General features: G+C 75.2%; 20 protein-coding genes. 5 read left to right on the top strand and 15 right to left on the bottom strand.

Annotation, left to right across the window (positions count from 1 at the left end; all coding sequences use genetic code 11):
* Positions 1 to 148: 148 nt before the first annotated feature.
* Positions 149 to 514, bottom strand: coding sequence for a YciI family protein (locus tag ABZ570_RS04735; RefSeq protein ID WP_358056811.1), 366 nt, complete (start codon positions 512 to 514; stop codon positions 149 to 151).
* 200 nt (positions 515 to 714) lie between these two features.
* Between ABZ570_RS04735 and ABZ570_RS04730 the strand changes: the two genes are divergently transcribed.
* Positions 715 to 2319, top strand: a complete 1605-nt coding sequence (locus ABZ570_RS04730) for a GMC family oxidoreductase N-terminal domain-containing protein (protein WP_358056809.1) — start codon at positions 715 to 717, stop codon at positions 2317 to 2319.
* A 76-nt stretch (positions 2320 to 2395) separates the two neighbouring features.
* On the opposite strand, the gene ABZ570_RS04725 is transcribed toward ABZ570_RS04730, so the two are convergent.
* From ABZ570_RS04725 to ABZ570_RS04705, 5 genes are all read right to left on the bottom strand, one after another.
* On the bottom strand, positions 2396 to 2815 hold the full coding sequence (locus ABZ570_RS04725) for a hypothetical protein (RefSeq protein WP_358056807.1): 420 nt from the start codon (positions 2813 to 2815) through the stop codon (positions 2396 to 2398).
* A 192-nt stretch (positions 2816 to 3007) separates the two neighbouring features.
* A complete protein-coding gene (locus ABZ570_RS04720; protein WP_358056805.1) occupies positions 3008 to 3451 on the bottom strand; it encodes a hypothetical protein in 444 nt (147 codons plus the stop codon).
* Positions 3452 to 3456: 5 nt separating this feature from the next.
* Positions 3457 to 3720: a DUF6244 family protein gene (locus ABZ570_RS04715; RefSeq protein WP_358056803.1), complete on the bottom strand. Its 264-nt coding sequence runs from the start codon at positions 3718 to 3720 to the stop codon at positions 3457 to 3459.
* A 199-nt stretch (positions 3721 to 3919) separates the two neighbouring features.
* Positions 3920 to 4699: a hypothetical protein gene (locus ABZ570_RS04710; protein ID WP_358056801.1), complete on the bottom strand. Its 780-nt coding sequence runs from the start codon at positions 4697 to 4699 to the stop codon at positions 3920 to 3922.
* Complete coding sequence (locus ABZ570_RS04705) at positions 4696 to 7272, bottom strand: FtsK/SpoIIIE domain-containing protein (RefSeq protein ID WP_358056799.1); 2577 nt, start codon at positions 7270 to 7272, stop codon at positions 4696 to 4698. Before ABZ570_RS04705 ends, ABZ570_RS04710 begins: the two co-directional genes overlap by 4 nt.
* A 189-nt stretch (positions 7273 to 7461) precedes the next feature.
* On the opposite strand from ABZ570_RS04705, the gene ABZ570_RS04700 reads away from it, so the two are divergent.
* Positions 7462 to 8889, top strand: a complete 1428-nt coding sequence (locus ABZ570_RS04700) for an alkaline phosphatase PhoX (RefSeq protein WP_358056797.1) — start codon at positions 7462 to 7464, stop codon at positions 8887 to 8889.
* A gap of 76 nt (positions 8890 to 8965) precedes the next feature.
* Here the strand turns inward: ABZ570_RS04700 and ABZ570_RS04695 are convergent, their stop codons facing one another.
* The 3 genes from ABZ570_RS04695 to gltB form a co-directional block, all read right to left on the bottom strand.
* Positions 8966 to 10462 (bottom strand): MFS transporter, encoded by a 1497-nt coding sequence (locus ABZ570_RS04695; protein WP_358056795.1) that lies wholly within the window; start codon positions 10460 to 10462, stop codon positions 8966 to 8968.
* Positions 10463 to 10684: 222 nt separating this feature from the next.
* Positions 10685 to 12193 (bottom strand): glutamate synthase subunit beta, encoded by a 1509-nt coding sequence (locus ABZ570_RS04690; RefSeq protein ID WP_358056793.1) that lies wholly within the window; start codon positions 12191 to 12193, stop codon positions 10685 to 10687.
* The gene (gltB, locus tag ABZ570_RS04685; RefSeq protein ID WP_358056791.1) at positions 12186 to 16907 is read right to left on the bottom strand and encodes a glutamate synthase large subunit; all 4722 of its coding nucleotides are present in this window, start codon (positions 16905 to 16907) and stop codon (positions 12186 to 12188) included. Before gltB ends, ABZ570_RS04690 begins: the two co-directional genes overlap by 8 nt.
* Before the next feature lie 147 nt (positions 16908 to 17054).
* On the opposite strand from gltB, the gene ABZ570_RS04680 reads away from it, so the two are divergent.
* Complete coding sequence (locus tag ABZ570_RS04680; protein WP_358056789.1) at positions 17055 to 17900, top strand: GNAT family N-acetyltransferase; 846 nt, start codon at positions 17055 to 17057, stop codon at positions 17898 to 17900.
* Between the two features lie 16 nt (positions 17901 to 17916).
* Here ABZ570_RS04680 and ABZ570_RS04675 read toward each other — a convergent pair whose 3' ends face one another.
* Together ABZ570_RS04675 and lgt are read right to left on the bottom strand one after the other, a co-directional pair.
* Entirely contained in the window at positions 17917 to 19104 is a 1188-nt protein-coding gene (locus ABZ570_RS04675; protein ID WP_358056787.1) for an NAD(P)/FAD-dependent oxidoreductase, read from the bottom strand.
* A gap of 11 nt (positions 19105 to 19115) precedes the next feature.
* A complete protein-coding gene (gene lgt / locus ABZ570_RS04670; protein ID WP_358056785.1) occupies positions 19116 to 20258 on the bottom strand; it encodes a prolipoprotein diacylglyceryl transferase in 1143 nt (380 codons plus the stop codon).
* Positions 20259 to 20360: 102 nt separating this feature from the next.
* Between lgt and ABZ570_RS04665 the strand changes: the two genes are divergently transcribed.
* A complete protein-coding gene (locus tag ABZ570_RS04665) occupies positions 20361 to 20918 on the top strand; it encodes an NUDIX domain-containing protein (protein ID WP_358056783.1) in 558 nt (185 codons plus the stop codon).
* 442 nt (positions 20919 to 21360) lie between these two features.
* Here ABZ570_RS04665 and trpA read toward each other — a convergent pair whose 3' ends face one another.
* From trpA to trpC, 3 genes are all read right to left on the bottom strand, one after another.
* The gene (trpA, locus tag ABZ570_RS04660) at positions 21361 to 22164 is read right to left on the bottom strand and encodes a tryptophan synthase subunit alpha (protein WP_358056781.1); all 804 of its coding nucleotides are present in this window, start codon (positions 22162 to 22164) and stop codon (positions 21361 to 21363) included.
* An 82-nt stretch (positions 22165 to 22246) separates the two neighbouring features.
* A complete protein-coding gene (gene trpB, locus ABZ570_RS04655; protein WP_358056779.1) occupies positions 22247 to 23473 on the bottom strand; it encodes a tryptophan synthase subunit beta in 1227 nt (408 codons plus the stop codon).
* Positions 23474 to 23511: 38 nt separating this feature from the next.
* On the bottom strand, positions 23512 to 24375 hold the full coding sequence (gene trpC / locus ABZ570_RS04650) for an indole-3-glycerol phosphate synthase TrpC (RefSeq protein WP_358056777.1): 864 nt from the start codon (positions 24373 to 24375) through the stop codon (positions 23512 to 23514).
* A gap of 316 nt (positions 24376 to 24691) precedes the next feature.
* Here trpC and ABZ570_RS04645 point away from each other — a divergent pair, with 316 nt between their 5' ends.
* Complete coding sequence (locus tag ABZ570_RS04645) at positions 24692 to 24964, top strand: hypothetical protein (protein WP_358056775.1); 273 nt, start codon at positions 24692 to 24694, stop codon at positions 24962 to 24964.
* On the opposite strand, the gene ABZ570_RS04640 is transcribed toward ABZ570_RS04645, so the two are convergent.
* Positions 24957 to 25460: a Trp biosynthesis-associated membrane protein gene (locus ABZ570_RS04640; RefSeq protein ID WP_358056855.1), complete on the bottom strand. Its 504-nt coding sequence runs from the start codon at positions 25458 to 25460 to the stop codon at positions 24957 to 24959. The genes ABZ570_RS04645 and ABZ570_RS04640 overlap by 8 nt on opposite strands.
* Positions 25461 to 25612 lie beyond the last annotated feature (152 nt).

Raw genomic sequence — 25612 nt, 5'->3', positions numbered from 1 at the left:
GCTTCGACGGCACCCGGGGCGTCGTGTGCGGCGGGCATCGGCGACCGCGCGGCCGAAATCGTACCCCTCCCCGTCATCCCCCGGCCGCCCGCTCTCGACCGCCCCGCGAGCGCCGTTCGAGGCGGCGTCGCCCGTCGCTCGGCCGCCCTCAGCTCTGCGTCCTGGCCAGCGGGAACTCCAGCGAGCCGGCCGGGCAGAGAAAGGTCAGCACGTCCACCCGGTAGAGCCCGGCCTGCACCGCCGGGTCGGCCTCCATGACGCTGCGCACGTCGTCCACCGAGCCGGTCCGGGCCAGACCGAAGCCGATCGGCGGATCCGGCTCCCGGGCCGGGCCGTCCACCGAGCCGGCGACCAGGATGACGCCCCGCCGTTGCAGCGCCCGCATGTGCTGGAGGTGGTCGGCCTGCAACCGCTGCACCGTCTCCTCCGGCAGCGCCCGGCCCGACGGCCCCGGATAGAGCACGATGCATTCGTACGTGTCGAGCGCGAAGTCGACCCGCGGTGTTGCGGCCATGGCGCACCTCCAGGCGTACGGCCCACTCCGGCCCAGCGTCGCACGGCGCGGGCCGCTCACCGAGTCGTTCCGGCACGTCGGCCGGCCGCCTTCCCCGGCCCGGCGCACGTCGCGCCCGGAGCCCGCCCGACATCGACGCTTCCCGCCGCGTGACCGATTCGCTACCGTCTGAAGGATTCTCACGGAGGCGGGGGTCCGAGGTGGGCGAGTACGACTACGTCATCGTCGGGGCGGGCGCGGCCGGCTGCGTACTGGCGAACCGGCTCACCGAGGACCCGGGCACCCGGGTGCTGCTGATCGAGGCGGGCGGCTGGGACCGCAGCCCCTTCGTCCGCGTACCCAAGGGCTTCTCCCGCCTGATGGACGACCGGCGCACCGCCTGGCACTATCCGGCGACGACCGGGTCGGGGCGGGAGGAGACCTGGCAGCGGGGGCGGATGATCGGCGGCTCGACCTCGCTCAACGGCATGATCTACGGCCGGGGCGGGCAGCCGGACTACGACGCGCTGGAATGCCTCGGCAACCCGGGCTGGGGCTGGTCCACCATGCTGCCGATCCTCAACCGGCTGGAGGACAACCCGCTGGGCGCCGCGCCGCTGCGCGGCACGGGCGGCCCGCTGCGCCTGTCCACCGCCACCGGCACCGACGAACTCTGCGAGGAGATGATCGAGGCCGGCGCGGAGCTGGGCTGGCGCCGGGTCGACGACCTGAACGCCGACGACGGCGAGCGGATCGGCTACGCCATGGCCACCATCCACGACGGGCGCCGGGTCAGCGCCGCCGCGGCGTTCCTGCACCCGGTGCGCGGCCGGCCGAACCTGACCGTCGCGGTCGACACCCTCGCGCTGCGGGTGCTGGTGCGCGACGGCCGGGCGGTCGGGGTACGCGCCGAGCACCGGGGCCAGCCGGCCGACCACCTGGCCGCCGCCGAGGTGATCCTCGCCGCGGGCGCCCTCGCGACGCCGCAGCTGCTGCAGGTCTCCGGGATCGGGCCGGCCGACGTCCTGCGCGCCGCCGGGGTGGAGGTGCTGCTCGACCGGCCCCGGGTGGGCGCCGGCCTGCGGGAACACCGGTCGATGGCGCTGCAGTACCGGCTGGCCGGGCCGGGCGGCTACAACGCCCGGCTCAGCAGCCCCCTCGGGCAGGGCCTGGCCGCCCTCCGCTACCTGCTCACCCGCCGTGGCCCGCTCGCGCTGCCGGTGCTCGACGTGGTGGCGCACATCAAGTCCCGCCCGGAACTGGACCGCCCGGACGCCCACCTGCTGATGGCCCCGTTCTCGGCGGCGCCGCGGCGGCCGGGGCGGGCGCTGGAGCTGGAGCGCGAGCCGGGCCTGATGTGCCTGGGGACGGTGACCTACCCGGACAGCGAGGGCAGCCTCGCCGTCACCGGGCCGGATCCGCGTACGCCGCCGGCGATCGTGGCGAACTACCTCGACACCCCGCACGACCGCACGGTCGCGGTGGACACCTTCCGGCGGATGCGGGAGCTCTTCGCCACCGCGCCGATCGCCGACCGGATCGCGGCGGAGGTCCTGCCCGGCCCGGCGACGCGGACCGACGAGGAGATCGTCGAGGCGGCCCTGGCGCACGGCTACTGCGGCTACCACGCCATCGGCACCTGCGCGATGGGCCCGGACGAGGAGCACGTCGTCGACCCGCAGCTGCGGGTGCGCGGCGTGACCGGCCTCCGGGTGGTCGACGCGTCGGTGCTGCCGATCATGGTCTCCGGCTACACCAACGCGCCGGTGACCGCGCTGGCCTGGCGGGCCGCCGACCTGATCCTCGGCGGGACCACCGCGGCCTGACCGACGGGCGGCGCGCCGGGCCGCCCGTCGGGGATCCGCTGCCGTGCGGGTGCGCCGGGGCGACGGCACGCCCGGGTCAGATGGCGAAGCAGTCGGGCCGGATGGCCGCGCCGGCGAGCGCCTGCCGGACGACGGTGTACGTCGTACCGTCGAGGACCAGCCCGACGTGGCCGACCACCCGCAGCGGGCACCACCCCTGGACCAACACGTTGGTGGCGCCGTCGGCGAGCATGGCGTTGTCGACCGGGCGGACCAGTTGGTGGATCCGCACCCGGTAACCGTCGGCGCGCAGCCGGGCGGCGATCGGCTCGTACGCGATGGAGATGCCGATGAGGCCGCCGACGACGATGACGGGATTGGCCGAGGCGGCGGCGCCGACGGTACGGCTGGGGGTGGCCGGGTCGGCCGCGGGGACGGCGGCCCGCGCGGCGGTCGGGGCGAGCAGGGTGGCGACGGTGACGGTGGCGATGCCGGCGAGGATCTTTCGGAGCAGCATGGCTGCACCTCCGGTGGGAGGCACCCGGAAGCACGGAGGGACGGGTCGGGATCCGATTGATCGTGGAAACGATGATGCGTGGCCGATTTCGCATACGTCAATGAATAGTTACGCGTCGGTAACCCGATGTTCCACTGTCGGCACAAAGCGGCGTAACGGACGTCGCCGGAATGAGCGAGGGGAGCTGCCCGCTCACTCCGCAGTCGTCTTGGTCACCCCCGTCGCGGTGGCCCGCAGCGCCTGGGCGTCGGGGCGCTCCGGGTCCAGCAGCACGTCGACCGCGACGCCCGGCCCCACCAGCCAGAACGCCTCGCTCTCGCTGATCAGGCCGGGGCCGTCGGGGTGGGCGAAGTCGGCCAGCTCCCACCCGGCGGGGTCGCGTTCGTGGTATTCGGCGAGGAAGTCGTGCAGCGCCGCCAGGTCGTTGAGCCGGTCGCCCCGGAGCACGTGCACCCGCAGGTCGACCCGGTAGCCCCCGTCGACCTGCCGCTCCCACACCCGGGTGGCGACGGTGACCTCGTCCCACTCGGTGGCGAAGTCCGTCACCTCTCGGCCGACGCCGTCCGGAACGTGGCCGATCCGGAAGCCGTCCAGCTCGCCGCCGTCGCCGCTGACCGACTCGTCGATGCCGCCCATCGTGCTCAGTTCCCCAGCGCCTGGACCTTGGCGATCGTCTCCTGGACGTGCTGCCGCGCGGGCGCGCCGCCCTGGGCGGCCTGGGCCAGCGCCTGCCGGTAGGCGTCGATCACGCCGATCAGCGGGCCGGCCGCCGCGCCCTCCAGCGCTCCGGCCACCAGCGCCCGCGCCTCGGCCGCGTCCTGCGCCGCGGCGGCCGTCTTGGCCTTCGCCTCGTCCAGCTTCTGGGCCGCCGCCGCCAGCCTGGCGATGATCTGCGCTGCGCTCACGCACCCTCCCGAAGTCGCCCACCTCGCTCGGCCCGCGCCACCCCACCGGCACCGGCCACACAGGAGCCTACGAGATCACCACACACTCCGCGACCACGAGATCACGGAACCCGCTGGAAGATCTTGGAAGGATGTGGCCCTCATGGGGGCCACATCCTTCCAAGATCTACAGGTTGACGGACCCGGCACACCGGTTGGGTCACCGCAGGAGGCGGAACGCCAGGAGGTAGAGGCAGAAGAGCGACGGGGAGAACAGCGCGCAGATCACGAACCCGAGCGGGAGGTACCGCGACGGCGGGGGGCCGGTGCTGATCGGCGGCCGGCCCCACCGGCCGAGTACCAGGTGCCCGGCGAGGAACGACAGCAGCGGGACGCCCGCGCAGGAGGCGGCGGCCAGCAGGTCGAGCCCGCTGGCCGGGATCGGCGAGCCGATCAGCGCGACCAGCATGAGCAACGAGCCGGCCAGCGCGCAGGCCGCGTAGACCGCGGCGGCCCGGGCCGCGGGTGACCAGGTGGGCAGCAGCGGGGGCCGGTGCCCGAGCACCTCGGCCTGCTGCCCGTGTCGGTCCGCCTCGTCGGCGAGCTGCTGGGCCGCGGCCAGCTCCGCCGCCGGATCCACCTCCGCCACGCGGGGTGCGGGCAGGCCTTCCGGATACGCCCCGACCCCCGGCCGCCCCGGCGCGGCGGCTGCGCCGCCGGTCGCCCCCGCCCCGGTTTCGGGTGCCGGTGCCGCGCCCGGCGTGGCCAGGGCCGGCACGGTCGGGGCACCCTGCGGAACCACTGCCGGAGCGGGGCCGCCGACGGCCCGGCCCAGCTGGTCGAGGTGCTGGCCCTGGGTGGCGAGCCGCTGCCCGAGCTGCTCCACGGCGGTCTGCAGCGCGCGGCGGCGGTCCGCCTCGGCGGCGACCGCCCGTTCCCCGCCGCGCTGCCGGGCGGTGAGCTCCCGCACCAGGGCCGCGTACTCCTCGAATCCGGTCACCGGTCGTCTCCGTCGCCGACGAAGGGCACGATCAGGATGGTCCGCTGGTCGTGCCGGTCCACCAGCAGGGCCCGCCCGTCGCGCGGGGTGTAGTGAAGGTCGGGCACGCCGAGGTGCAGGCCGAGGTCGGTGCCCGGCACGTTCAGCGCGACCAGGCAGGCCACGTCGTCGCGGTTCTGCGTACCGCCGAGGTCCTCGCCGAGCCGGCGCAGGCCCCGCCACCAGCCGAGCAGGTGCATCCCGTGCGCCGGCCCCTGGCGCAGCACCGCCCGCAGGTCGTCGTGCCCGGTACGGAAGGTGGCCGGATCGGCGGCGGCGAGCGCGCCCGAGGCGGCGTCCACTCCGAACACCACGAGGTAGGTCCGGCCGTCACGCGGCGCGGGGTCCGCGCCCAGCTCGGCGAGCTGGGCGCAGAGGGCCGGGCTGTCGAGCCGGCGTACCGGGTGACCGGCGGCGGCCAAGGTCATCGCCAGGTCGTCGGCGATGTCGGTGGTACCGGGTGCCAGGGGTGCGAGCAGGAAGCGGGCCGTGCCGGGGGCGTGCTGCCGGGCCAGGCTGAGGGTGGCCGACCGGAGCACGTCCGCCCCGGCGGCGGCGGTGCCGACCACCGCCAGGTGCCGGCCGGGAACGGGATCGAGGCGGACGGCGGCGCTGCTGCCGGCCACGTCGACCGTCCGGCCGAGCAGGGCGACCGGTGGGTCACCGCCGGGCCGCAGCCCGGCCCAGGCGGGATCGTCGACCAGCCGCGGCGTCTCGTACCCGCGGAACACGGTGGGGGGCGGCGAGCCTGCCGGCCGGGCCTGGAACAGCTCCTGCCGCAGCGCCGCCAGGTCGGCGCGGGCGGCGTGCGCGTCCGGGAAGCGGACCTCGGTGTTCGCGCCGGCGGCGCCGCCGGCGGCGTTGACCACGGCCGTGCCCACCGGGAGCGCCTTCGCGGCGTCGTTGACCGGGTCGAGCACGCCACCCCCGCCGGGCAGCGCCACCCGCAGCGGGAACTGGCCGAAGATGGTCTCGGCCCGGCCGTAGAGAGCCTCGATGCCGCTGGTGCTCTGGCTGGCCAGCACCAGGTGCAGGCCGTACGAGCGGCCCTTGCGGGCCAGCTCCTCCAGCAGGTCGACGGCCTGCCGGGCGAGCGCGTCGTTGCCGGCGAAGAGCACGTGGAACTCGTCGACCACGGTGACGATCCGGGGCGGCCGGGCGTTCGGTGGCAGGTCGGCGAGCTTGGTGACGCCGTGCTTCTTCAGCAGGGCGGCCCGGCGGGCCGCCTCGGCGCGCAGCTCGCGCAGCACGGCGACGCCGTACTCGCGGTCGGACTCGATGCCGACCGCGCGGGCGTGCGGCAGCCAGGACGGATCGCGCTCGGTCGGGACGAACTCGGTGAAGCTGACCCCCTCCTTGAAGTCGAGCAGATGGAGCTGGAGCTCGGCCGGGGAGTAGCGGGCGGCCAGGCCGTAGAGCACGTCGAGCAGAAACACCGTCTTGCCGGCGCCGGTCCGCCCCCCGACCAGCCAGTGCGGGGTGGCATCGTCGAAGGCGACGGTGACCGGCTCTCGGCCGACAGCTCCAGGTCGTGGCGCGGCGTCAGACGCGCCGAGCTGGAGTTGTCGCCCGGCCCGGCCCAGCACGGTGCGCAGCCCGTCCCCGGATGACTCGGCCCAGCGGCGGGCCGGGAGCAGGTCGGTGAAGGTGACCGCCGCCGCCCGGCGGGTGGCCGGGCCGAGCCGCCCGGCCAGCCCGGTGACGGTGGCGTGCGACGGGTCGCCGTCGAGCACGACCGGGGCGGCCAGACCGGTGCCGTCGGCGCTGAACGGCTGCCCGGGCGGGTCGCCGACCAGCGCGTACCGGTCGTTCAGCCGGAGCTGGGTGGTGGCGCCGAGCGGTGGCGGCGGATCGCCCGGGCCGGCGGCCCGGTAGCCGGCCAGCAGGACGCAGACCGCCGCGCCGGGGCCGGCGTGGGTGAGCGCGGCCAGCCGGGCCAGCTCCCGGGGCGGCGGGGCGGACGCGGCGACGAGCAGCAGCAGCTCCTCGTCGCCCCGGGCGGTCCGCTGGGCGTCCCGGGCGTGCCGTTCCGCCTCGTCGAGCAGCGCGGTGATCTCGGCGGCGGTGGTGGCGGCCGGGGCGAGCACCCCGGCGTCGAGCAGCGGGCGCAGCGGCAGGAACGCGGCGCCGAACGCGGCCGGGTCGAGGCCGGCGACCCGGACCGTGCCGGCCGGCGCGGCGGCGAGCAGCCGCACCACCAGGTTTCGCAGCAGCTCGCCCACCCGGGGGTCGCGGGCGTCCGCGTCCACCGCGAGATGGGTGCCACCGGACAGCGGCACCAGCACCGGGAAGCCACCGTCCAGGGTGGTCGCCTCGCCGAGGCGTACCGGGACGGGTGTGGCGGCGGGTCGGGCCGCGCCGGGCGCGGGGGCGGCCAGCGCGGCACCGAGCCGGGCCAGCCGGGCGACCAGCTCGGGGCTGCCGGGGGCCACCGGCCCGGCGGCGGCCAGCGCACGTCGGGCGGCCTCCCACCGCCGCAGGGCCTGCCGGTGCAGTGCGACCGCCTGCCCGTACGCCGTCGCGAGCCTGCCCACCGTCCGCCCCTCCGCCGCCCGGTTGTCGATCGAGGGAACCCTAACGGACGCGCGACGGCCCGGCACAGTACGTGACGCTCGTTCAGGGTTTGTCTACTGTTCACCTCGCGGATCCCGGCCGCGTCGGCGCCGTTCCCCCGCCGCCGTTTCCCTGTGGGCGGAACCATCGTGAACAGGAAAGGCGACGACGTGAGCTCCTCCCCCATCTCCCGCCGCTCCGTGCTGCGCGGCAGTGCCGCCGGTGCCCTCGGCATCGTGGTGGCCGGCAACCTGGAAGCGATCGCGGGACCGAAGGCGGCGCGGTCCGCCGCGCGCCCGGCGGTCGGCTACGGCGAACTCGTTCCGGACCCGGCCGGTCTGCTGGCCCTGCCGCCCGGCTTCTCGTACACCATCGTGGCGCAGGCCGGCGTGACCCTGCTCGAGTCCGGGCAGGCGACCCCGAGCGACGCCGACGGCACCGGCTGCTTCCTCGGCCGTGAGGGCTCGGTGCTGGTCAACAACCACGAGATCGGCGGCAGCGAGCCCTTCCCGGTGCCCGCGCTGGCGGGCCTCACCTACGACCCGGGTGCCCGTGGCGGCACCACCACCATCGAGGTGGACGCCCAGGGCCGGCGGCTGCGCGAGTACGTCAGCCTGGCCGGCACGCACAACAACTGCGCCGGCGGCATCACCCCGTGGGGCACCTGGCTGAGCTGCGAGGAGACCGAGCAGCGCAGGGGCGGGAAGTACCTCTACGACCACGGGTACACCTTCGAGGTCGACCCGCACGACCCGTCCGCCAACCAGGACCCGGTGCCGCTGAAGTTCCTCGGCCGGTACGCGCACGAGGCGGTGGCGGTGGACCCGTACACCCACGCGATCTACCTGACCGAGGACGCCGGCGGGCCGAACGGCCTCTACTTCCGGTGGACGCCGCCGGCCGGCTTCCGGGGCGGCAAGGGCGCGCTGCGCGCGCTCGCCCAGCGCCCCGACGGGGACACCGTGGGCAGCCTCCAGGCGATGACGTGCTACCTGGGCAGCCAGCACGTCGCCGACCTCTCCGAGGCCACCACGCCGGGCACCCGCTACAAGGTGGAGTGGGTGGACGTGCCGGACCGGGACGCGAAGACCGTCTCGGTGCGCAAGCAGTTCACCGACGAGCAGGTGACCCGCAGCCGCAAGCTGGAGGGCGCCTGGTGGGCCGACGGCGGCGCGTACTTCGTGGCCAGCTTCGCCCGGCACTCCGACGGCAGCACCAACGAGCACGACGGCCAGGTCTGGTTCTACGACCCGCGGACCGAGACCGTCACGCTGAAGACCATCTTCGGGGTGAACCAGGACCCGGACACCGACAAGGGCAACTTCGACGGGCCGGACAACATCACCGTGTCGCCGTACGGCGGGGTGATCCTGGCCGAGGACGGCGAAGGCGTGTCGCACCTGGTCGGGGTGACCGAGCAGGGCAAGGCGTACCCGCTGGCCCGCAACGAGCTGAACGAGAGCGAGTTCACCGGGCCGACGTTCAGCGCGGACGGGCAGATCCTCTTCGCCTGCATCCAGTCCCCCGGCTACGTGTTCGCGATCACCGGTCCGTGGGGCCGGCCGAGCAACGCCGACCTTTCGGCAGCCCGCTCCTGATCCGGGTCCGACGGCCGGCGGCTCCCCTGCGGGTGCCGCCGGCCGTCGGCGTTCAGCCGGGCCGTCGAACCGCGGGCTACGCCACCAGGTCCGTAGCGGGTCCGGGCCCAGCCAAGCCGGGCGGCGACGGCGGAACCGGCGACCGGTGGGCGAGCCGCTCCCGCCCGGCCACCCGGCGCGGGCGGAGCCGGCCGCGTCGGGCAACGCCGCCCGGGACCGGCGCCGCGACCGGTGCGACGCGCGGGCCGCGCACTCGCGGCCCGGACGGGCGGACCACGCGGGCGGCGGTGGCCGCGAACCGGCGTGCCGGGCGGCGCACGGCGGGTGCGGCCAGCACCAGGGTGAGCCGGCGACGCAGCCGCCGCTCCCGGAGCCGGTCCAGGGCCACCCCGGCCGCGACCGTGGCCACGGTGGTGAGCACGCCGGCCAGCACCAGGGTGTGCCTCGGCCCGGCGTGCTCGGCGAGCCAGCCGAGCAGGGGCGCGCCGACGGCCGCGGAGACCGAGCCGGTGACGGCCAGGGCGGACAGCACCCGGCCCCGCATGGCGTAGTCGGTGTCGAGCTGGGCGCGGGTACCGACCGTGGTGTCGATGATCACGGCCGCCGCCGCCACGGGCAGGATCACCGCGGCGAAGCTCAGCGTGCCGGGGGCCAGTCCGGCGACGATCTGCAGGACGCTGGCCAGCAGGCCGGCCACCAGCAGCACGCGGTAGCCGAGCTCCCGGCGGCGGGCCGCGACCAGCGCGCCGAGCACGGTGCCGACCGCGAAGACGGTGGAGAGGAAGCCGTACCCGGACGCCCCGCCGCGCAGCGGCCCGTCGCTCATCGCCGCCATGGTGACCTGGTAGTTGCGCCCCAGACTGCCGAGCACGAACGACAGGGCCAGGGCCACCAGCACCACCGGCTGGCGTAGCAGGTAACGGAAGCCGGCCCGAATGCTGCGGTCCGCCGGCGCCGGATCGACCGCTTCCGCGCTGGTGTGCCGCTCCCCCTCGCGTACGGCGAAGAGGGCCGCCACGACCGCGACGAAGCTGGCGGCGTTGATCGCGAAGAGCAGCGCGGGGCCGACGACGGCGACCACGACGGCGCCGACGCTCATGCCGAGGATGCGTCCGGCGGAGTTGGTGAGCGAGCCGAGGGCGAGGGCGTTGCCGAGGCTCTCCCGGTCCACCAGGGTCGAGCACCAGCGGCCCATCACCGGGCCCTCGATCGCCGACACCGCGCCGGTGGCCAGGGAGATCGCGTAGATCGCCGGCAGGCCGCCGGCACCGGTGAGGGCGACCAGGGCCAGCCCGGCGGCGAGCAGCGCGTGGGCGGCCTGGGCGGCGATCAGCAGTGGCTTGGCGGGCAGCCGGTCGGCCAGCGCGCCGCCCCAGACGCTGAGCACCAGGCTGGGCAGCGCCTGGAGCAGGACGGTGAGGCCCATCGAGGTGGCGGATCTCGTCTCCGCCAGCACGTACCAGTTGACGCCGAGGACCTGCATCCAGGTCCCGATGACCGACACGAACCCGGCGGCGGCCCAGATCCGGTAGTTGCGGTGGCGCAGCGCGGCGAACGTGGCGCCGAGGGCCATGAGGATTTCCCCGTCCAGTGGGTGACACGACGAAAGCCGGACCTCGCGGGTCCGGCCAGTCGCCAAGTCTGACCCCGGCTAAACCTCATTGCCGCTGTTCGTGAGGCGTTTCACGGGCTGCGCCCGGAGTCCGGGGCGGGGCCCGCCGGGAACCGGATGGGCATTTCCGGAATCCCCGGTCCGGGCCGGCTCGGCCCGGACCGGGTCGGTGACCGCGACCGATCAGCGCGCGGCGAGCGGCTGCCGGGCCGGGTCCACCGGCGCGGGCAGGCTGCCCACCCCACCGAGGTACGCGTGGACGGCCGCCGCGGCGGCCCGCCCCTCGGCGATCGCCCAGACGATCAGCGAGGCCCCCCGGTGCATGTCCCCGGCGACGAACACCCCGTCTGCGTCGGTCCGCCAGTCGGGGCGGGCGTCGACCGAGCCCCGGGCGTTGCGGGTCACCCCGAACTGGGTCAGCAGCGGCTGCTCCTCGGTGCCCTCGAAGCCGATGGCCAGCAGCACCAGGTCGGCCGGCAGTTCCCGCTCGGTGCCGGGCAGCGCGGTGACGATCCGCCGGCCGTCCCGCTTGGCCACGCTCACCTCGGCGATCCGGACCGCCCGCACCTGGCCGGTGCCGTCGTCGACGAACTCCTGCACGGCCACCGCGAAGACCCGCTCGCCGCCCTCCTCGTGGGCCGGGTAGTTGCGCAGGATCCACGGCCAGGTGGGCCACGGGTCGCGGGTGGCGTCCCGGCCGGCCGGCGGCTCCGGGTAGAGGTCGAGCTGGTGCACGCCGGCCGCACCCTGCCGGTGCGCCACGCCGAGGCAGTCCGCGGCGGTGTCGCCACCACCGATGATCACCACGTGCCTGCCGGCCGCGTCGATCGGCGTGCCGTCGGGCAGGGTGGCCCGCGCCGGCCGCCCCTCGCCCGCCGCGGCGACCGCGCGGTTCGCGGCCACCAGGTGGTCCATCGCCTGGTGTACGCCGCGCAGCGCCCGGCCCGACGTCTCCGGGGTGTCCCGGCCCTGCAACGCGCCGCAGGCCAGCAGCACCGCGTCGTGCTCGGCGCGCAGCTGCTCGGCGGTCACGTCGACGCCCACGTTCACCCCGGCCCGGAAGACCACGCCCTCGGCGGTGAGCTGGGCCAGCCGCCGGTCGACGTGGTGCTTCTCCAGCTTGAAGTCGGGGATGCCGTAGCGGAGCAGGCCGCCGAGCGCGTCGTCCCGCTCGTACACGCTGACGGCGTGCCCGGCGCGGGCGAGCTGCTGCGCGGCGGCGAGCCCGGCGGGGCCGGAGCCGACCACGGCGACGGACTTCCCGGTCGGGGTCGCCGCCGGGCGGGGGCGCAGCCCGCCCCGGGCCACCGCCGCGTCGGCGATCTCCACCTCGACCTGCTTGATGGTCACCGGCTGCTGCCCGCCGAGGCCGAGCACGCAGGCCGCCTCGCAGGGCGCCGGGCAGAGCCGGCCGGTGAACTCGGGGAAGTTGTTGGTGGCGTGCAGCGACTCGACCGCGGCGTCCCAGTCACCGGTGCGGACCAGGTCGTTCCAGTCCGGGATGCGGTTGCCCAGTGGGCACCCGTCGTGGCAGAACGGGATGCCACAGTCCATGCAGCGGCTGGACTGCTCGCGGATCAGCTCCTCGCCGGCCGGCGGGTACACCTCCCGCCAGTCCATGATCCGCACCGGGACCGGACGGCGGGCGGGCAGCCGCCGGTCGTAGCGCAGGAAACCGTTCGGGTCAGGCACGAGCCACCTCCTGGGCGACCGCCCGCGGGGCGGGCGGCACCGGCACGGACGAATCGGCGGAAGCCGGTACGGACGAATCGGAAGGCGCCGACTGTGATGCTGAGGCGGCTGGCGCCGCCAGGGCGCTCATCACCGCCTCGTCGACGTCGCGGCCGGCGGCTTCGGCGGCCCGCATGATCTCCAGCACCCGGCGGTAGTCCCGGGGCACCACGGCGGTGAACTCCTCCACCGCCTCCGGCCAGCGCTTGAGCAGCTCCTCGGCGACCGCCGAGTCGGTCTCGGCGAAGTGCCGCTGGACGAGGTCGTGCAGCCGGTCCCGCTCCTCGTCGCGCAGCGGCGACAGGTCGACCAGCTCGGTGTTGACCAGCCGCCGGTCGAGCTGCCAGACATACGCGGTGCCCCCGGACATGCCGGCGGCGAAGTTGCGCCCGCATCCCCCGAGCACCACCACCGTGCCACCGGTCATGTACTCGCAGCCGTGGTCGCCGACCCCCTCGACGACGGCCACCGCACCGGAGTTGCGCACCGCGAACCGCTCGCCGACCCGGCCACGCAGGAACATCTCCCCGCCGGTGGCCCCGTACAGCAGGGTGTTGCCGGCGATGATCTGATCCTCGGCCCGCTCCCCCGGCCCGGCCGCCTCCGCCACGAACGGCGCGGTGGCGGGCGGGCGCACGATGATCCGCCCGCCGGAGAGGCCCTTGCCGGCGTAGTCGTTGGCGTCCCCGTGCAGGCGCAGGGTGACCCCGGGTGGCAGGAACGCGCCGAAGGACTGGCCGGCGGTGCCGCGCAGCAGGAACTCGATGGTGTCGGCGGGCAGGCCGGCGCCGCCGAAGCGGCGGGTCACCTCGCCGCCGAGCATCGCGCCGACGCTGCGGTGCTCGTTGCGCACCGGCACCTCGACCCGGACCGGCGTGCCGTCCCGGAACGCCGGCTCGGCCAGGGCGATGAGCTGGTTGTCCAGGGCCAGCGCCAGGCCGTGGTCCTGGGCCCGGACACCGCGCCGCGCCGCGCCCGCCGGCAGCTCGGGCAGGTGCAGGACGCGGCTGAGGTCGAGCCCGCGCCCCTTCCAGTGCGCGACGGCGCCGGTGACGTCGAGCAGCTCGGTGTGCCCGATCGCCTCGTCGATGCTGCGGAGGCCCAGTTCGGCCAGGTAGCCGCGGACCTCCTCGGCGAGGAAGAGGAAGAAGTTCTCCACGAACTCCGGCCGGCCGGTGAAGCGTTCGCGCAGCACCGGGTTCTGGGTGGCGATGCCGACCGGGCAGGTGTCCAGGTGGCAGACCCGCATCATCACGCAGCCGGAGACGATCAGCGGGGCGGTGGCGAAGCCGAACTCCTCCGCGCCGAGCAGCGCCGCGATCAGCACGTCCCGGCCGGTCTTGAGCTGGCCGTCGACCTGCACGGTGACCCGGTCGCGGAGCTTGTTGAGCAGCAGGGTCTGCTGCGCCTCGGCCAGGCCCAGCTCCCACGGGGTACCGGCGTGCTTGAGCGAGTTGAGCGGGGACGCGCCGGTGCCACCGTCGTGGCCGGAGATCAGGATGACGTCGGCCTTGAGCTTGGCGACGCCCGCCGCGACCGTGCCCACCCCGACCTCGCTGACCAGCTTGACGTGCACCCGGGCGGCCGGGTTGACGCACTTCAGGTCGTGCACCAGCTGGGCGAGGTCCTCGATGGAGTAGATGTCGTGGTGCGGCGGCGGGGAGATCAGGCCGACGCCCGGGGTGGCGTGCCGCGTCCGGGCGATCCACGGCCAGACCTTGTTGCCCGGCAGCTGGCCGCCCTCGCCGGGCTTGGCGCCCTGCGCCATCTTGATCTGCAGGTCGTCGGCGTTCACGAGGTATTCGCTGGTCACCCCGAACCGGCCGCTGGCGATCTGCTTGACCGCCGAGCGGCGCTCGGGGTCGTGCAGCCGGTCGACGTCCTCGCCGCCCTCGCCGGTGTTGGACTTGCCGCCGAGGCGGTTCATCGCGATGGCCAGGGTCTCGTGCGCCTCCGCCGAGATCGACCCGTACGACATGGCGCCGGTGGCGAACCGCTTGACGATCTCGCTGGCCGGCTCCACCTCGTCGATCGGCACCGGCGGGCGTACGCCGGTGCGCAGGGTGAACAGGCCGCGCAGCGAGCCGGCCCGGGCGGCCAGCTCGTCGACCTCGGCGGTGTACCGGCGGAAGACGTCGTACTGGCGGCTGCGGGTGGCGTGCTGGAGCAGGAAGACCGTCTCCGGGTTGAACAGGTGCAGCTCGCCCTCGCGGCGCCACTGGTACTCGCCGCCGACCTCCAGCCGGTCGGAGGGCTGCGCGCCCGGCGCGGGCCAGGCCAGCGCGTGTCGGGCGGCCACCTCGGCGTGGATCTCGGCCAGGCCGATCCCGCCGATCGTGCTCGGGGTGCCGCGGAAGTAGCGCTCGACCAGCCGGCTGTCCAGGCCGACCGCCTCGAAGACCTGGGCGCCGCAGTACGACGAGACCGTCGAGATGCCCATCTTGGACATGATCTTCAGGACGCCCTTGCCGAGCGCCTTGACGTAGTTGCGGACCGCCTTCTCCGGGTCGACCCCGGCCAGCGCCCCCGTGGAGATCATGTCCTCCACCGACTCGAAGGCCAGGTACGGGTTGACCGCCGCCGCGCCGTACCCGATCAGCACGGCCGCGTGGTGCACCTCGCGGCAGTCGCCCGACTCGACGATCAGCGCCACCTGGGTACGCGTCTGCTCGCGTACCAGGTGCTGGTGCACGGCCGCGGTGAGCAGCAGCGACGGGATCGGGGCCAGGTCGGCGTTGGAGTCCCGGTCGGAGAGCACCAGGATCCGGACGCCGTCCTCGATCGCCTCGGAGACGTGCCGGCAGATCTCGGTCAGCCGGGCCTTGATGCCCTTCGCGCCCTCGCGGATCCGGTACAGCCCGGAGACCCGGACGGCCTTGAAGCCGGGCAGGTCGCCGTCCTCGTCGATGGAGAGGATCTTGGCCAGCTCGTCGTTGTCGATCACCGGATAGGGCAGGACGATCTGCCGGCAGCTCGCCGGACCCGGGTCGAGCAGGTTGCCCTCCGGGCCGATGGTGGACGCCAGGCTGGTCACCAGCTCCTCCCGGATGGCGTCCAGCGGCGGGTTGGTGACCTGGGCGAAGAGCTGGTGGAAGTAGTCGTAGAGCAGCCTCGGCCGGGTGGACAGCGGGGCGATCGGGGTGTCCGTGCCCATCGAACCGATCGGCTCCGCGCCGCTGCGGGCCATCGGGGCGAGCAGGATCTTCAGCTCCTCCTCGGTGTAGCCGAAGGTCTGCTGCCGGCGCCGCACCGAGTCGTGGGTGTAGACGATGTGCTCGCGCGGCGGCAGCTCGCCCAGCTCGATCAGGCCGGCGTGCAGCCACTCGTCGTACGGCCGGGCGGCGGCCAGCTCGGCCTTGATCTCGTCGTCGTGCACGATCCGGCCGGCGACGGTGTCGACCAGGAACATCTTCCCCGGCTGGAGCCGGCCCTTGGCGACCACCGAGGCCGGGTCGAGGTCGAGCACGCCCGCCTCGCTGCCCAGCACGACCAGCCCGTCGGTGGTGCGCCACCAGCGGCCGGGACGCAGGCCGTTGCGGTCCAGCACCGCGCCGACGATCTCCCCGTCGGTGAAGGCGACCGAGGCGGGGCCGTCCCACGGCTCCATCAGGCTGGCGTGGAAGCGGTAGAAGGCACGCTTGTCGGCGCGCATCTCCGGGTCGTTCTCCCACGCCTCGGGGATCATCATGAGCACCGCGTGCGGCAGGCTCCGCCCGGCCAGGTGCAGCAGCTCGAGGACCTCGTCGAAGTTGGCCGAGTCGGAGGCGCCGGGCGTGCAGACCGGGAAGACCCGGCGGAGGTTGCCGGGCAGGTTCGGGGTGCGTAGCAGCGCCTCCCGGGCCTGCATCCAGTTCCGGTTGCCGCGAATGGTGTTGATCTCGCCGTTGTGGGCGATGAACCGGTACGGGTGGGCCAGCGGCCAGGAGGGGAAGGTGTTGGTGGAGAACCGCGAGTGGACCAGGGCGATGGCGCTGACCATCCGCTCGTCGGTCAGCTCCGGGTAGAACGCGGGCAGCTGCTCCGGGGTGAGCATCCCCTTCCAGACCATGGTCCGCGCCGACAGCGACGGGAAGTACGCCGGCACCCCGCGCTCGGCGGTCTCCCGCTCGGCCTGCTTGCGCACGCAGAACGCCACCCGGTCCAGGTCGAGCCCGGTGAGCGGGGAGCCGGCCGGGCCGGCGGGCGAGGCGGTGAGCCGCCGCGCGGCGAGGAACAGCTGCCGGACCCTTGGCATCGCCGCCAGGGCGGTCTCGCCGAGGCCGCTCGGGTCGGTCGGGACGTTCCGCCAGCCGAGGATCTCCGCCCCCTCGACCAGGGCGTACTTCTCCACCACCTGGCGGGCCCGGGCCTCGGCCGCGTCGTCGTCGGGCAGGAACACCAGGCCGGTGGCGTAGTGGCCGGCGGGCGGCAGCGGGACGCCGGCGACCGCGCGCAGGAACGCGTCCGGGACCTGGATCATGATGCCGGCGCCGTCACCGGTGTTGTGCTCCGCGCCCCGGGCACCCCGGTGGTCCAGCCGGCAGAGCGCCGCGAGGCCGTTGGCGACGACCTCGTGCGAGCGGCGGCCGTGCAGGTCGGCCACGAAGGCCACCCCGCACGCGTCGTGCTCCCGGGCGGGATCGTAGAGCCCCGTCGCCTGAGGGGTCAGCGGGCTGAGAGAGTACGGAAAGGCCACCGGGCCTCCTGTCGTCACTCCGGTCGGATCTTGTCTCGGGACGACGTCGGCCCTTGCTGGCTAATTGAGTCTACGTTAGGGCGAGTGGCGCAAGGCCAGTGCAGATTGATCACACCTTCCAAACTCTGGGACGTGTAGTCTCGCCGGGTGGATGTCGTACGCGCCGACGTACTCGACCGGTTGGAACGCTTCTACGACGCGGTGCCCCGGGACGGCGCCCGTGTCGAGGAGTACGGCCCGCTGGTGCTCTTCGTCCGGGACGGCGCCGGTTGGCCGTTCTACGCCCGGCCCCGGCTCGGCGCCACCACGCCGCCCGCGCTGGCCGACGTCAACGCGGTGCGGGCCCGACAGCGCGAGCTCGGCCTGCCGGAGGCGTTCGAGTGGGTGCACGAGGTCACCCCCGACCTGCTGGCGGTGGCCCGCTCGGCGGGGCTGTCCGTGCTGGAGGCACCGCTGATGGTGCTGGACCCGGCCCGCCTGCCCGAGCCGGCGGCGCTCAGCGACGTACCGGTGCGGGTCCTCGACCCGGCCGACCCGGGCTTCGCGGCGGACGTGGCGGTCCGGCGGGCCGTCGCGGCGGTGGGCTTCTCGAACGGCGGCACCACGCGGGGCGCGGCCGGGCCGGCCGAGCGTGACGCCGCGGTCTCCCGGCTGGACGTGGCCGCCCTGGAGGAGGAGGCCGTCCGGATCGCCGACGGGCGGCGCATCTCCGCCCTCGCCGAGACCCTGGAGCAGGGGGCGCTGGCCAGCGGGATGGCGATGCGGGTCGGCGACGTGGCGGAGATCGCCGGGGTGGCCACCCTCCCGGTGGCCCGCCGGCGCGGGCTCGGCGGGGCGCTCACCGCCGCCCTCGCCCGCGAGCTGCGCGCCGCCGGCACCGACCTGGTCTTTCTCTCCGCCGGCAGCGAGGAGATCGCCCGGGTCTACCTGCGGGTCGGCTTCCGCCGGGTCGGCACCGCCTGCATCGCCGAGCCCGCCGCCCTCATCAACTGACCGGGCGGGCCCGCCCTCAGGCCGGCGGGTGCCAGGAGACGGCGGCGGAGGCGGCCGTGTTGCGCAGCCGGGGGCTGATCGTGCCGAGCGCGGCGTCGCGGGCGCGCAGCGCCAGCCGGCCCCGGGCCCGCAGGACCGCCGACATCCGCCGGGTCTGTCGCACCATGGTCGCCGCCCGGGGCCGGCGCAGCCGGTCGTACGCGGCCACCGCGTCGGGCAGCCGGGACTCGCGCAGCAGCGCGGAGAGCGTGGCGGCGTCCTCGAAGGCGAGGCAGGCGCCCTGCCCGAGGTGCGGGGGCATGGCGTGCGCGGCGTCACCGAGCAGCACCACCCCGCCCGGCCCCGCCGGGAAGCCGTACGCCCGGGGCAGCGGCCGCAGCTCGCGGATCTCCTGCTGCACCAGGTCGGCCGCCTCGGTGGCGTCGAGCAGCTCGGCGATCGGCGCGGGCCAGCCCGCGTACCAGCGCTTGAGCAGGGCGAGCTGCGTCTCCGGCGGCTCCGGGCGGGGCGCGCCGGCGGCGGTGGCCACCCAGTAGATGCCACCGCGGCGGGAGGCGCCCGCGCTGCCCCGCTCGCCCAGCGAGGCGGCCACGAAACGGTAGCCGGCACCCAGCGTCTCCCCGTGCACCGGCATGTCGTCGGGGAGTTTCGGGGCCCGGTACCAGGGGATGACCGCCCGCCAGGCGGCGCAGCCGGAGCTGACCACCGTCGCCTCCGGGGCGAGCTGCCGGCGGATCTCGCTGTCCGTGCCGTCGGCGGCGACCACGAGATCCGCGGTCAGGGTGTGCCGGCCGTCGCCGACCGCCGGGCGTTCCCCGGGGACCGCCCGGACGGTCCGCACGGTCACCCCGGTCCGCAGCTCCACCTGGTCACCCAGGCCGGCGATGAGCGCGTCGTGCAGGTCCTCCCGGTGCACCACCACCGGCGTCCGCTCCGCCGGGGTGGGACGCGGCTGCGCCAGCCAGTGCCCGTCGGGGCGGCGTACCCCACCGTCCGGGAGCGGGGTGGCGATCGCGTCCAGCCCGGCGCCGAGGCCGAGGGCGCGCAGCGCGCGTACCCCGTTGGGCCACAGCACGACGGCGGTCGGCTCCGGGCGGACCCGGTCGGCCCGATCGAGGAGGGTGACCCGCCACCCGGAGCGGGCCAGCGCACCGGCCACCGCCAGGCCGCCGAGGCCGGCGCCGACCACCACCGCGGTACGCATCGCTCCCCCGCTCAGCTGTCCCGGTCGCGGGCGGACGCCGTGGCGTCGGCGTCCGCCGGGGCGGTGCCGGCCTCGACCGCCGCCGGCTCCTCGTCCCGCGCCGCCGGCTCCTCGTCGACCGCCGCCGGCTCCTCGTCGGGGAGCGTGCCGGTCTCCCGGTACGTGCGGAACTGCTCCTCGTCGACCACCCGGTAGCCCTCCGGCGCGACCTGGCGCGGCCCGGCCTCCGCGGCGGCGAGGTCGACCTGCGACACGTCGCCGCCGGCGGGCGGGACCGGGGCGGCCGGGGCGCCGATCGGGACCAGGTACTCGCGGGGCCCCCGGACCCGCACGAAGTAGACGAGCGCGCCGAGGAAGACCAGGGCCGCGGTCCACACGTTGAGGCGCAGGCCCAGGATGTGGTTGGCCTCGTCGGTGCGCATCATCTCGATCCAGAACCGGCCCACGGTGTAGCCCATGACGTAGAGCGCGAAGGCCCGGCCCCGGCCGAACCGCAGCTTCCGGTCGAGGGCGAGAACAAGGCCGGCGACGCCGACGTTCCAGAGCGCCTCGTAGAGGAAGGTCGGGTGATAGAGCCCCGGCTCGAGGACCGGGTGCCCGGCGGCGTCGCGCAACGCGTGCCCGGGACGTTCCGGATCCATCACGTGCACCCGGAGGCCCCAGGGCAGGCTGGTGGGCCCGCCGTACAGCTCGTTGTTGAACCAGTTGCCGAGCCGGCCGACCGCCTGGGCCAGCGGCAGGCCCGGCGCCAGCGCGTCGGCCACCACCGCGAACGGGATGCCGAGCTGCCGGGCGGCCATCCAGGCGCCGATCGCGCCGCCGGCGACCGCGCCCCAGATGCCGAGCCCGCCCTCCCAGATGGCGAACACCTTGAGCAGGTGCCCCCCGGCGCCGAAGTACTTCTCGGGCGAGGTGATCACGTGGTAGATCCGCGCGCCGACGATGCCGGCCGGCACCGCCCAGATGGCGATGTCGAGCACCGCGCCGGGGGCGACGCCGCGCCGGCGCAGCCGGTGCTCGGTCACCACGCAGGCCACCGCGATGCCGACGATGATGCAGAGCGCGTACGCCCGGAGCGGAAACGGTCCGAGCTGCCAGACGGCGGTGCTGGGGCTGGGCAGGGCCGCCAGTGGGGTCATCGGGGCGAGGGTCACGGGTGAACACGCTACCCGTGCGGACCGTGCTTCCGGCACCCCGGTCGGCCCGCCGTGCGGGTCGGCTGACTTCTGGTTTGCGCGGTCGTAGGGTGTTTGTCCATGAGCGCACTCACCTGGGCGGTCGCCGCGGTCGTCACCGACCAGGCCGGCCGGGTGCTGCTCTGCCGACGCTCCGGCGGCGGGCGCTGGGCGTTGCCGGGTGGGCGGCTGCGCCGCGACGAGAGCCCGCTGCCGGCGGCGGTACGCGCGGTCCGGGCGGAGACCGGTTGGCGGGTCGAACTGGTCGACCTGGTGGGTCTCTACCGGCTCGGCGACCACGCCGGGGCCCCACCACCGGCCGGCCGCTGCGGGGCGCTGCCGGACGTGCTGGTACACGTGTTCCGCGCCCAGGCCCGCGACGACGGGCCAGCCGGCCCCCCGGTCGGCGGCTGTCAGCTGAGCTGGCACCCACCGGACGCGCTCCCCGAGGCGCTGACCCCGACCACCCGCGCCGCCCTCGCCGACGCCCTGGCCGGCCGGTCAGGGGCGTTGCGGGAAACGCCACCGGAGACCGTGCCGGCCGGCCAAAACGGCGGATCGGAATCAACCGGGGCCGGGGGCGCGCCGCCCGGGCAGCGGACCGCCGGCCCGCTCGGGGCCGGCCAGCGGCGCCCCTGACCGGCGTGGACCCTGACCGGCGGTGGCCCAGACCGGCGGTGGCCCAGACCGGCTGTGACCGGTCTGCGGTGGCTCCGGTCGGCGGTTGGTCGGCAGGGGGCGAGGTGACTCGGGAGCTCCTTTGGAGCTGATGTCGCAGACGACTCGCCCGGGACCGGGCTGTTTCACCCGCACCGGCCGGGAGTTCCCACGGATTACGGGGTGAGGTCGGACCGGACAGGCCCCGAGATCGTGGACGACTCAGCTCCAAAGGGCATGAACAGCGATGCCACGGGCGGCGCCGAGGCGCTTCGCCAGCGCTTCGGCCCGCGCCGCCCCGAGGGCCCGAGGGCGGTCGCCGTCCCACGGCGTACCGCTCAGGACAGACGGCCGCTCAGGACAGACGGCCGCTCAGGACAGACGGCCGCTCAGCACAGCCGGTGGCCAGCCGGGGCCGGCGCAGTCAGCGGACCGGGTTACGCACGCCCTCGGCGAGCTCGGCACTCAGCGCGCGCAGGGCGGCCAGGCCGGCGGCCTGGTCCGGGGCGTCGAGCACGCAGCGGACGAGCGCGCTGCCGACGATGACCGCGTCGGCGTATCCGGCGACCGTGCCGGCCTGCGCGCCGGTGCCCACGCCCAGCCCGACGCCGACCGGCAGGTCGGTGACCGCACGCGCCCGGGAGACCAGGACCGGCGCCGCCTCGGAGGTCTGCGCCCGGGCGCCGGTGACCCCCATGATCGCGGTCGCGTAGACGAAGCCTCGGCAGTGCTCGGCCGTCATCTTCAGCCGCGCGTCCGTGGACGACGGGGAGACCAGGAACGTGCGGTCCAGCCCGTACGCGTCGGAGGCGGCCAGCCACTCGCCGGCCTCCTCGGGGATGAGGTCCGGAGTGACCAGGCCGGTGCCACCGGCCGCGGCCAGGTCGCGGGCGAAGGCGTCGACGCCGTACTGCTCGACCGGGTTCCAGTAGGTCATGGTGACCACCGACGCGCCGGTCGCCGCCACCGCCTCGATGACCCGCAGCGTGTCCCGGGTACGCACGCCGCCGGCCAGGGCGATGTCGCTGGCCCGCTGGATGACCGGGCCGTCCATCACCGGGTCGGAGTAGGGGATCTCCACCTCGATGACGTCCACGCCGGCCTCGACCATGGCCTTCATCGCGTCGATGCTGCCCTCGACGGTCGGGAACCCGGCCGGCATGCAGCCGACCAGCACGGCCCGGCCGTCCGCCCGGGCCTTGTCGAACGCCACGCCGATCCGGCTCACGCCACCGCCTCGCTTCGCTCCGCGGCGGCGCGAGCCGCCACGCTGCTGAGCTGAATGGTTCGCTCGCTCCGCTCGCTCACGCCTACTCCTTGTCGAGGATGCCGAAGTAGCCACCGGCGGTGTGCACGTCCTTGTCGCCCCGCCCGGAGAGGTTGACCACGATGACCGGCTCCCGGCCCAGCTCGGCGGCGAGCTGCGGGGCGATCTTGCAGGCCCCGGCGAGCGCGTGCGAGCTCTCGATGGCCGGGATGATCCCCTCGGTACGGCAGAGGAGCTCGAACGCGGCCATCGCCTCGTCGTCGTCGACCGGCAGGTACGTCGCCCGGCCGCTGTCGTGCAGCCACGCGTGCTCCGGCCCGACGCCCGGGTAGTCCAGCCCGGCCGAGATCGAGTGCGACTCGATCGTCTGCCCGTCTGCGTCCTGCAGCACGTACGTGCGGGTGCCGTGCAGCACACCCGCGGAGCCGCCGGTGATGCTGGCCGCGTGCCGGCCGGTCGCCACGCCCTCGCCGCCGGCCTCGAAGCCGTAGAGCCGGACGCCGGCGTCGGGCACGAAAGCGTGGAAGATGCCCAGCGCGTTGGAGCCGCCGCCGACGCAGGCGGCGACCGCGTCCGGCAGCGCGCCGGTCAGGTCGAGGCACTGCTGGCGGGCCTCCTCGCCGATGCCGCGCACGAAGTCGCGGACCATCTCCGGGAAGGGGTGCGGGCCGGCGGCGGTGCCGATCAGGTAGTGGGTGCTGTCGACGTTGGCGACCCAGTCCCGCATCGCCTCGTTCATCGCGTCCTTGAGCGTCCGCGAGCCGTTGGTGACCGGGACGACGGTGGCGCCGAGCATCCGCATCCGGGCCACGTTGAGCGCCTGCCGCTGGGTGTCCACCTCGCCCATGTAGACCACGCACTCGAGGTCGAACAGGGCGGCGGCGGTGGCGGTGGCCACGCCGTGCTGGCCGGCGCCGGTCTCGGCGATCACCCGGGTCTTGCCCATCCGCTTGGTGAGCAGGGCCTGGCCGAGCACGTTGCGGACCTTGTGCGCGCCGGTGTGGTTGAGGTCCTCCCGCTTGAGCAGGATCCGGGCGCCGGCCTTCGCGGAGAACCGCCGGGCCTCGTAGAGCAGCGAGGGGGTGCCGGCGTAGTCCCGCAGCAGGGCGTCGAACTCGGCGAGGAAAGCCTCGTCGGTGATCGCCTTCCGGTACGCCGCGTCCAGCTCGTCGAGCGCCGCGACCAGCGCCTCCGGGACGAAGCGCCCACCGAACCGGCCGAAGTGACCGGCGGCGTCGGGGACCCGGGCGGCCGGGGCGTCAGCGGTCATGGCGCTGTCCTCTCGCTGCGTGTCGGGCCCGGCGCGGCTCAGCGCACCGGGCGGGGCGTGGCCGGGTGGTTGCCGGCGTTGACCAGCTCGGAGACCGCCTCGCGGGGGCTCTTCTGGGTGACCAGACCCTCGCCGACCAGCACCGCGTCGGCACCCGCCGAGGCGTACCGGATGAGGTCGTGCGGACCGCGTACCCCGGACTCGGCGATCTTGACGACGCTGCTGGGCAGGCCGGGCGCGATCCGCTCGAACACCGACCGGTCGACCTCCAGGGTACGCAGGTCACGGGCGTTGACGCCGATCACCTGCGCGCCGGCCTCCAGGGCCCGGTCGGCCTCCTCCTCGGTGTGCACCTCGACCAGCGCGGTCATGCCGAGCGACTCGATCCGCTCCAGCAGCCCGACCAGCACGTTCTGCTCGAGGGCCGCGACGATCAGCAGCACCAGGTCGACGCCGTGCGCCCGCGCCTCGTGCACCTGGTAGCTGGAGACGACGAAGTCCTTGCGCAGCACCGGAATGCCGACCGCGGCCCGCACGGCGGCCAGGTCGTCCAGCGACCCGCCGAACCAGCGGCCCTCGGTGAGCACGCTGATCGCCCGGGCGCCCCCGGCCGCGTACTCGCTGGCCAGGTCGGCCGGATCGGCGATCTCGGCCAGCCGTCCCTTGGACGGCGACGAGCGCTTCACCTCGGCGATCACCGCCACGCCCGGCCGGCGCAGGGCCGCGTACGCGTCCAGCGGCGGCGGCGCGGCGGCGGCCAGCTCACGGATCCGCTCCAGCGGCACCTGTTCCTGCCGCCGGGCCACGTCCTCGCGCACGCCGGCCAGGATCTCGTCGAGTACGCCTGCGGACGCCGCCGACCCGGCCTCGTCCCCCTCCGCGCGCGCATGCTCAGCAGTCACCAACGGACTCCCCTCTCCGGGTGTCATGGGCCGATGCTAGGGGGCGCCACGTGGCGACAAGTGCCGGGGGTATGGCGCTCCTCACCACAGGGGCTGTGGCATGATGGCCGACCTGCGTGAACGGGATGTCACGCAGGGCCACCCCCCGGACGTTGTGACCAAACTCAAGGACGAACGACTCTGCCCAGGTCGCCCCGGCTCCCGGACAGTTGACCTGGACGTCATGGCGGCGAAACGCGAGCCGGGCAGGATTCCGCTCGGGCAGACTCGATGCGACGCCCGTCAGCCGGCGTCAACGATCTCGTGCGGAGTGACCATGAGCGCCAACGGGCCGAACCACATCGGGCTCACCACCATCTCCCGGACGGTCGCCTCGCTCGCCGTCGGCGTGGTGCACACGCTGGAACGCGCCGTGATCGGCGACCGCCGGATGCGGACCGCGCGCGGCAACGCCTGGGAGGCCGTCTGCGCCGACCGGGCGCGCGCCGCCCAGCGCCGCGAACTGGACCGGCTGGTGGCCGAGCTGGTCGCCGCCCGCGTCGCGGTCGCCGAACGCCCCGACGAGCACGACGGCCAGCCGGTCAGCTGACCGTCGGGTCCTCGCCCCGGTCGAGCGCCTCCCAGGCGTCCCGGGTGCCCCGTTCCACCGCCGGCCGGCCGGTGTCCGCCGGCCGGGCCGACCGCTCGTAACGGGCACCCATCGCCGGCCAGCCGTCGCCGCGCAGCGCGGTGAACACCCCGCCGGCCGCCGCGAACAGCCCGCCGACCAGCACGAGCGCCGGCCACTGCCGGCCGACCCCGCCGCCGACAGCGGCGGTCAGGCCGTACCCGCCGCCGGCCGCCACGGCCAGCCCGACCAGAGTCAGCAGACCGCCCAGCAGGCGCCGGAGCCGGCCCCGGGTGGCCAGCACCGCGCCGCCGCCGGCCAGCCCGACCAGGGCGAGGGCGGAGACCCAGGGCAGCAGGTCCGCGCCCGCGCGGGCGTGCCGCACCGGCGGCAGCGACCCCCGGGCGGCCAGCTCGACCGACCAGGTCCGGGTCACCGCCCACAGGCTCAGGCCCGCCCCGGCCAGGCAGAGCAGCATCGCGTACGTCAGCTCGCGCCGGCCCCGGGCGGCTGCACTCCTCGCGCTCACCGGACCCGCCTTTCGTTCGCGACTGCGGGGCTCCGCTGCGCTGCGCTCCTCGCGCTCACCGGACCCGCCTTTCGTTCGCGACTGCGGGGCTCCGCTGCGCT

The organism is Micromonospora sp. NPDC007271 (assembly GCF_040634005.1).
GTDB lineage: Bacteria > Actinomycetota > Actinomycetes > Mycobacteriales > Micromonosporaceae > Micromonospora.
The sequence above is the reverse complement of the archived record's forward strand: the minus strand, read 5'-3'. Positions and strand labels throughout refer to the sequence as shown.

Excerpts from the sequence above, each read along its gene's own strand:
- ABZ570_RS04735 (WP_358056811.1), bottom strand. The coding sequence starts at position 514 with ATGGCCGCAACACCGCGGGTCGACTTCGCGCTCGACACGTACGAATGC.
- ABZ570_RS04725 (WP_358056807.1), bottom strand. The coding sequence starts at position 2,815 with ATGCTGCTCCGAAAGATCCTCGCCGGCATCGCCACCGTCACCGTCGCC.
- ABZ570_RS04720 (WP_358056805.1), bottom strand. The coding sequence starts at position 3,451 with ATGGGCGGCATCGACGAGTCGGTCAGCGGCGACGGCGGCGAGCTGGAC.
- ABZ570_RS04695 (WP_358056795.1), bottom strand. The coding sequence starts at position 10,462 with ATGGCCCTCGGCGCCACGTTCGCCGCGCTGCGCCACCGCAACTACCGG.
- ABZ570_RS04675 (WP_358056787.1), bottom strand. The coding sequence starts at position 19,104 with ATGCGTACCGCGGTGGTGGTCGGCGCCGGCCTCGGCGGCCTGGCGGTG.
- ABZ570_RS04665 (WP_358056783.1), top strand. The coding sequence starts at position 20,361 with ATGAGCGCACTCACCTGGGCGGTCGCCGCGGTCGTCACCGACCAGGCC.
- trpB (WP_358056779.1), bottom strand. The coding sequence starts at position 23,473 with ATGACCGCTGACGCCCCGGCCGCCCGGGTCCCCGACGCCGCCGGTCAC.
- ABZ570_RS04645 (WP_358056775.1), top strand. The coding sequence starts at position 24,692 with ATGAGCGCCAACGGGCCGAACCACATCGGGCTCACCACCATCTCCCGG.
- ABZ570_RS04640 (WP_358056855.1), bottom strand. The coding sequence starts at position 25,460 with ATGCTGCTCTGCCTGGCCGGGGCGGGCCTGAGCCTGTGGGCGGTGACC.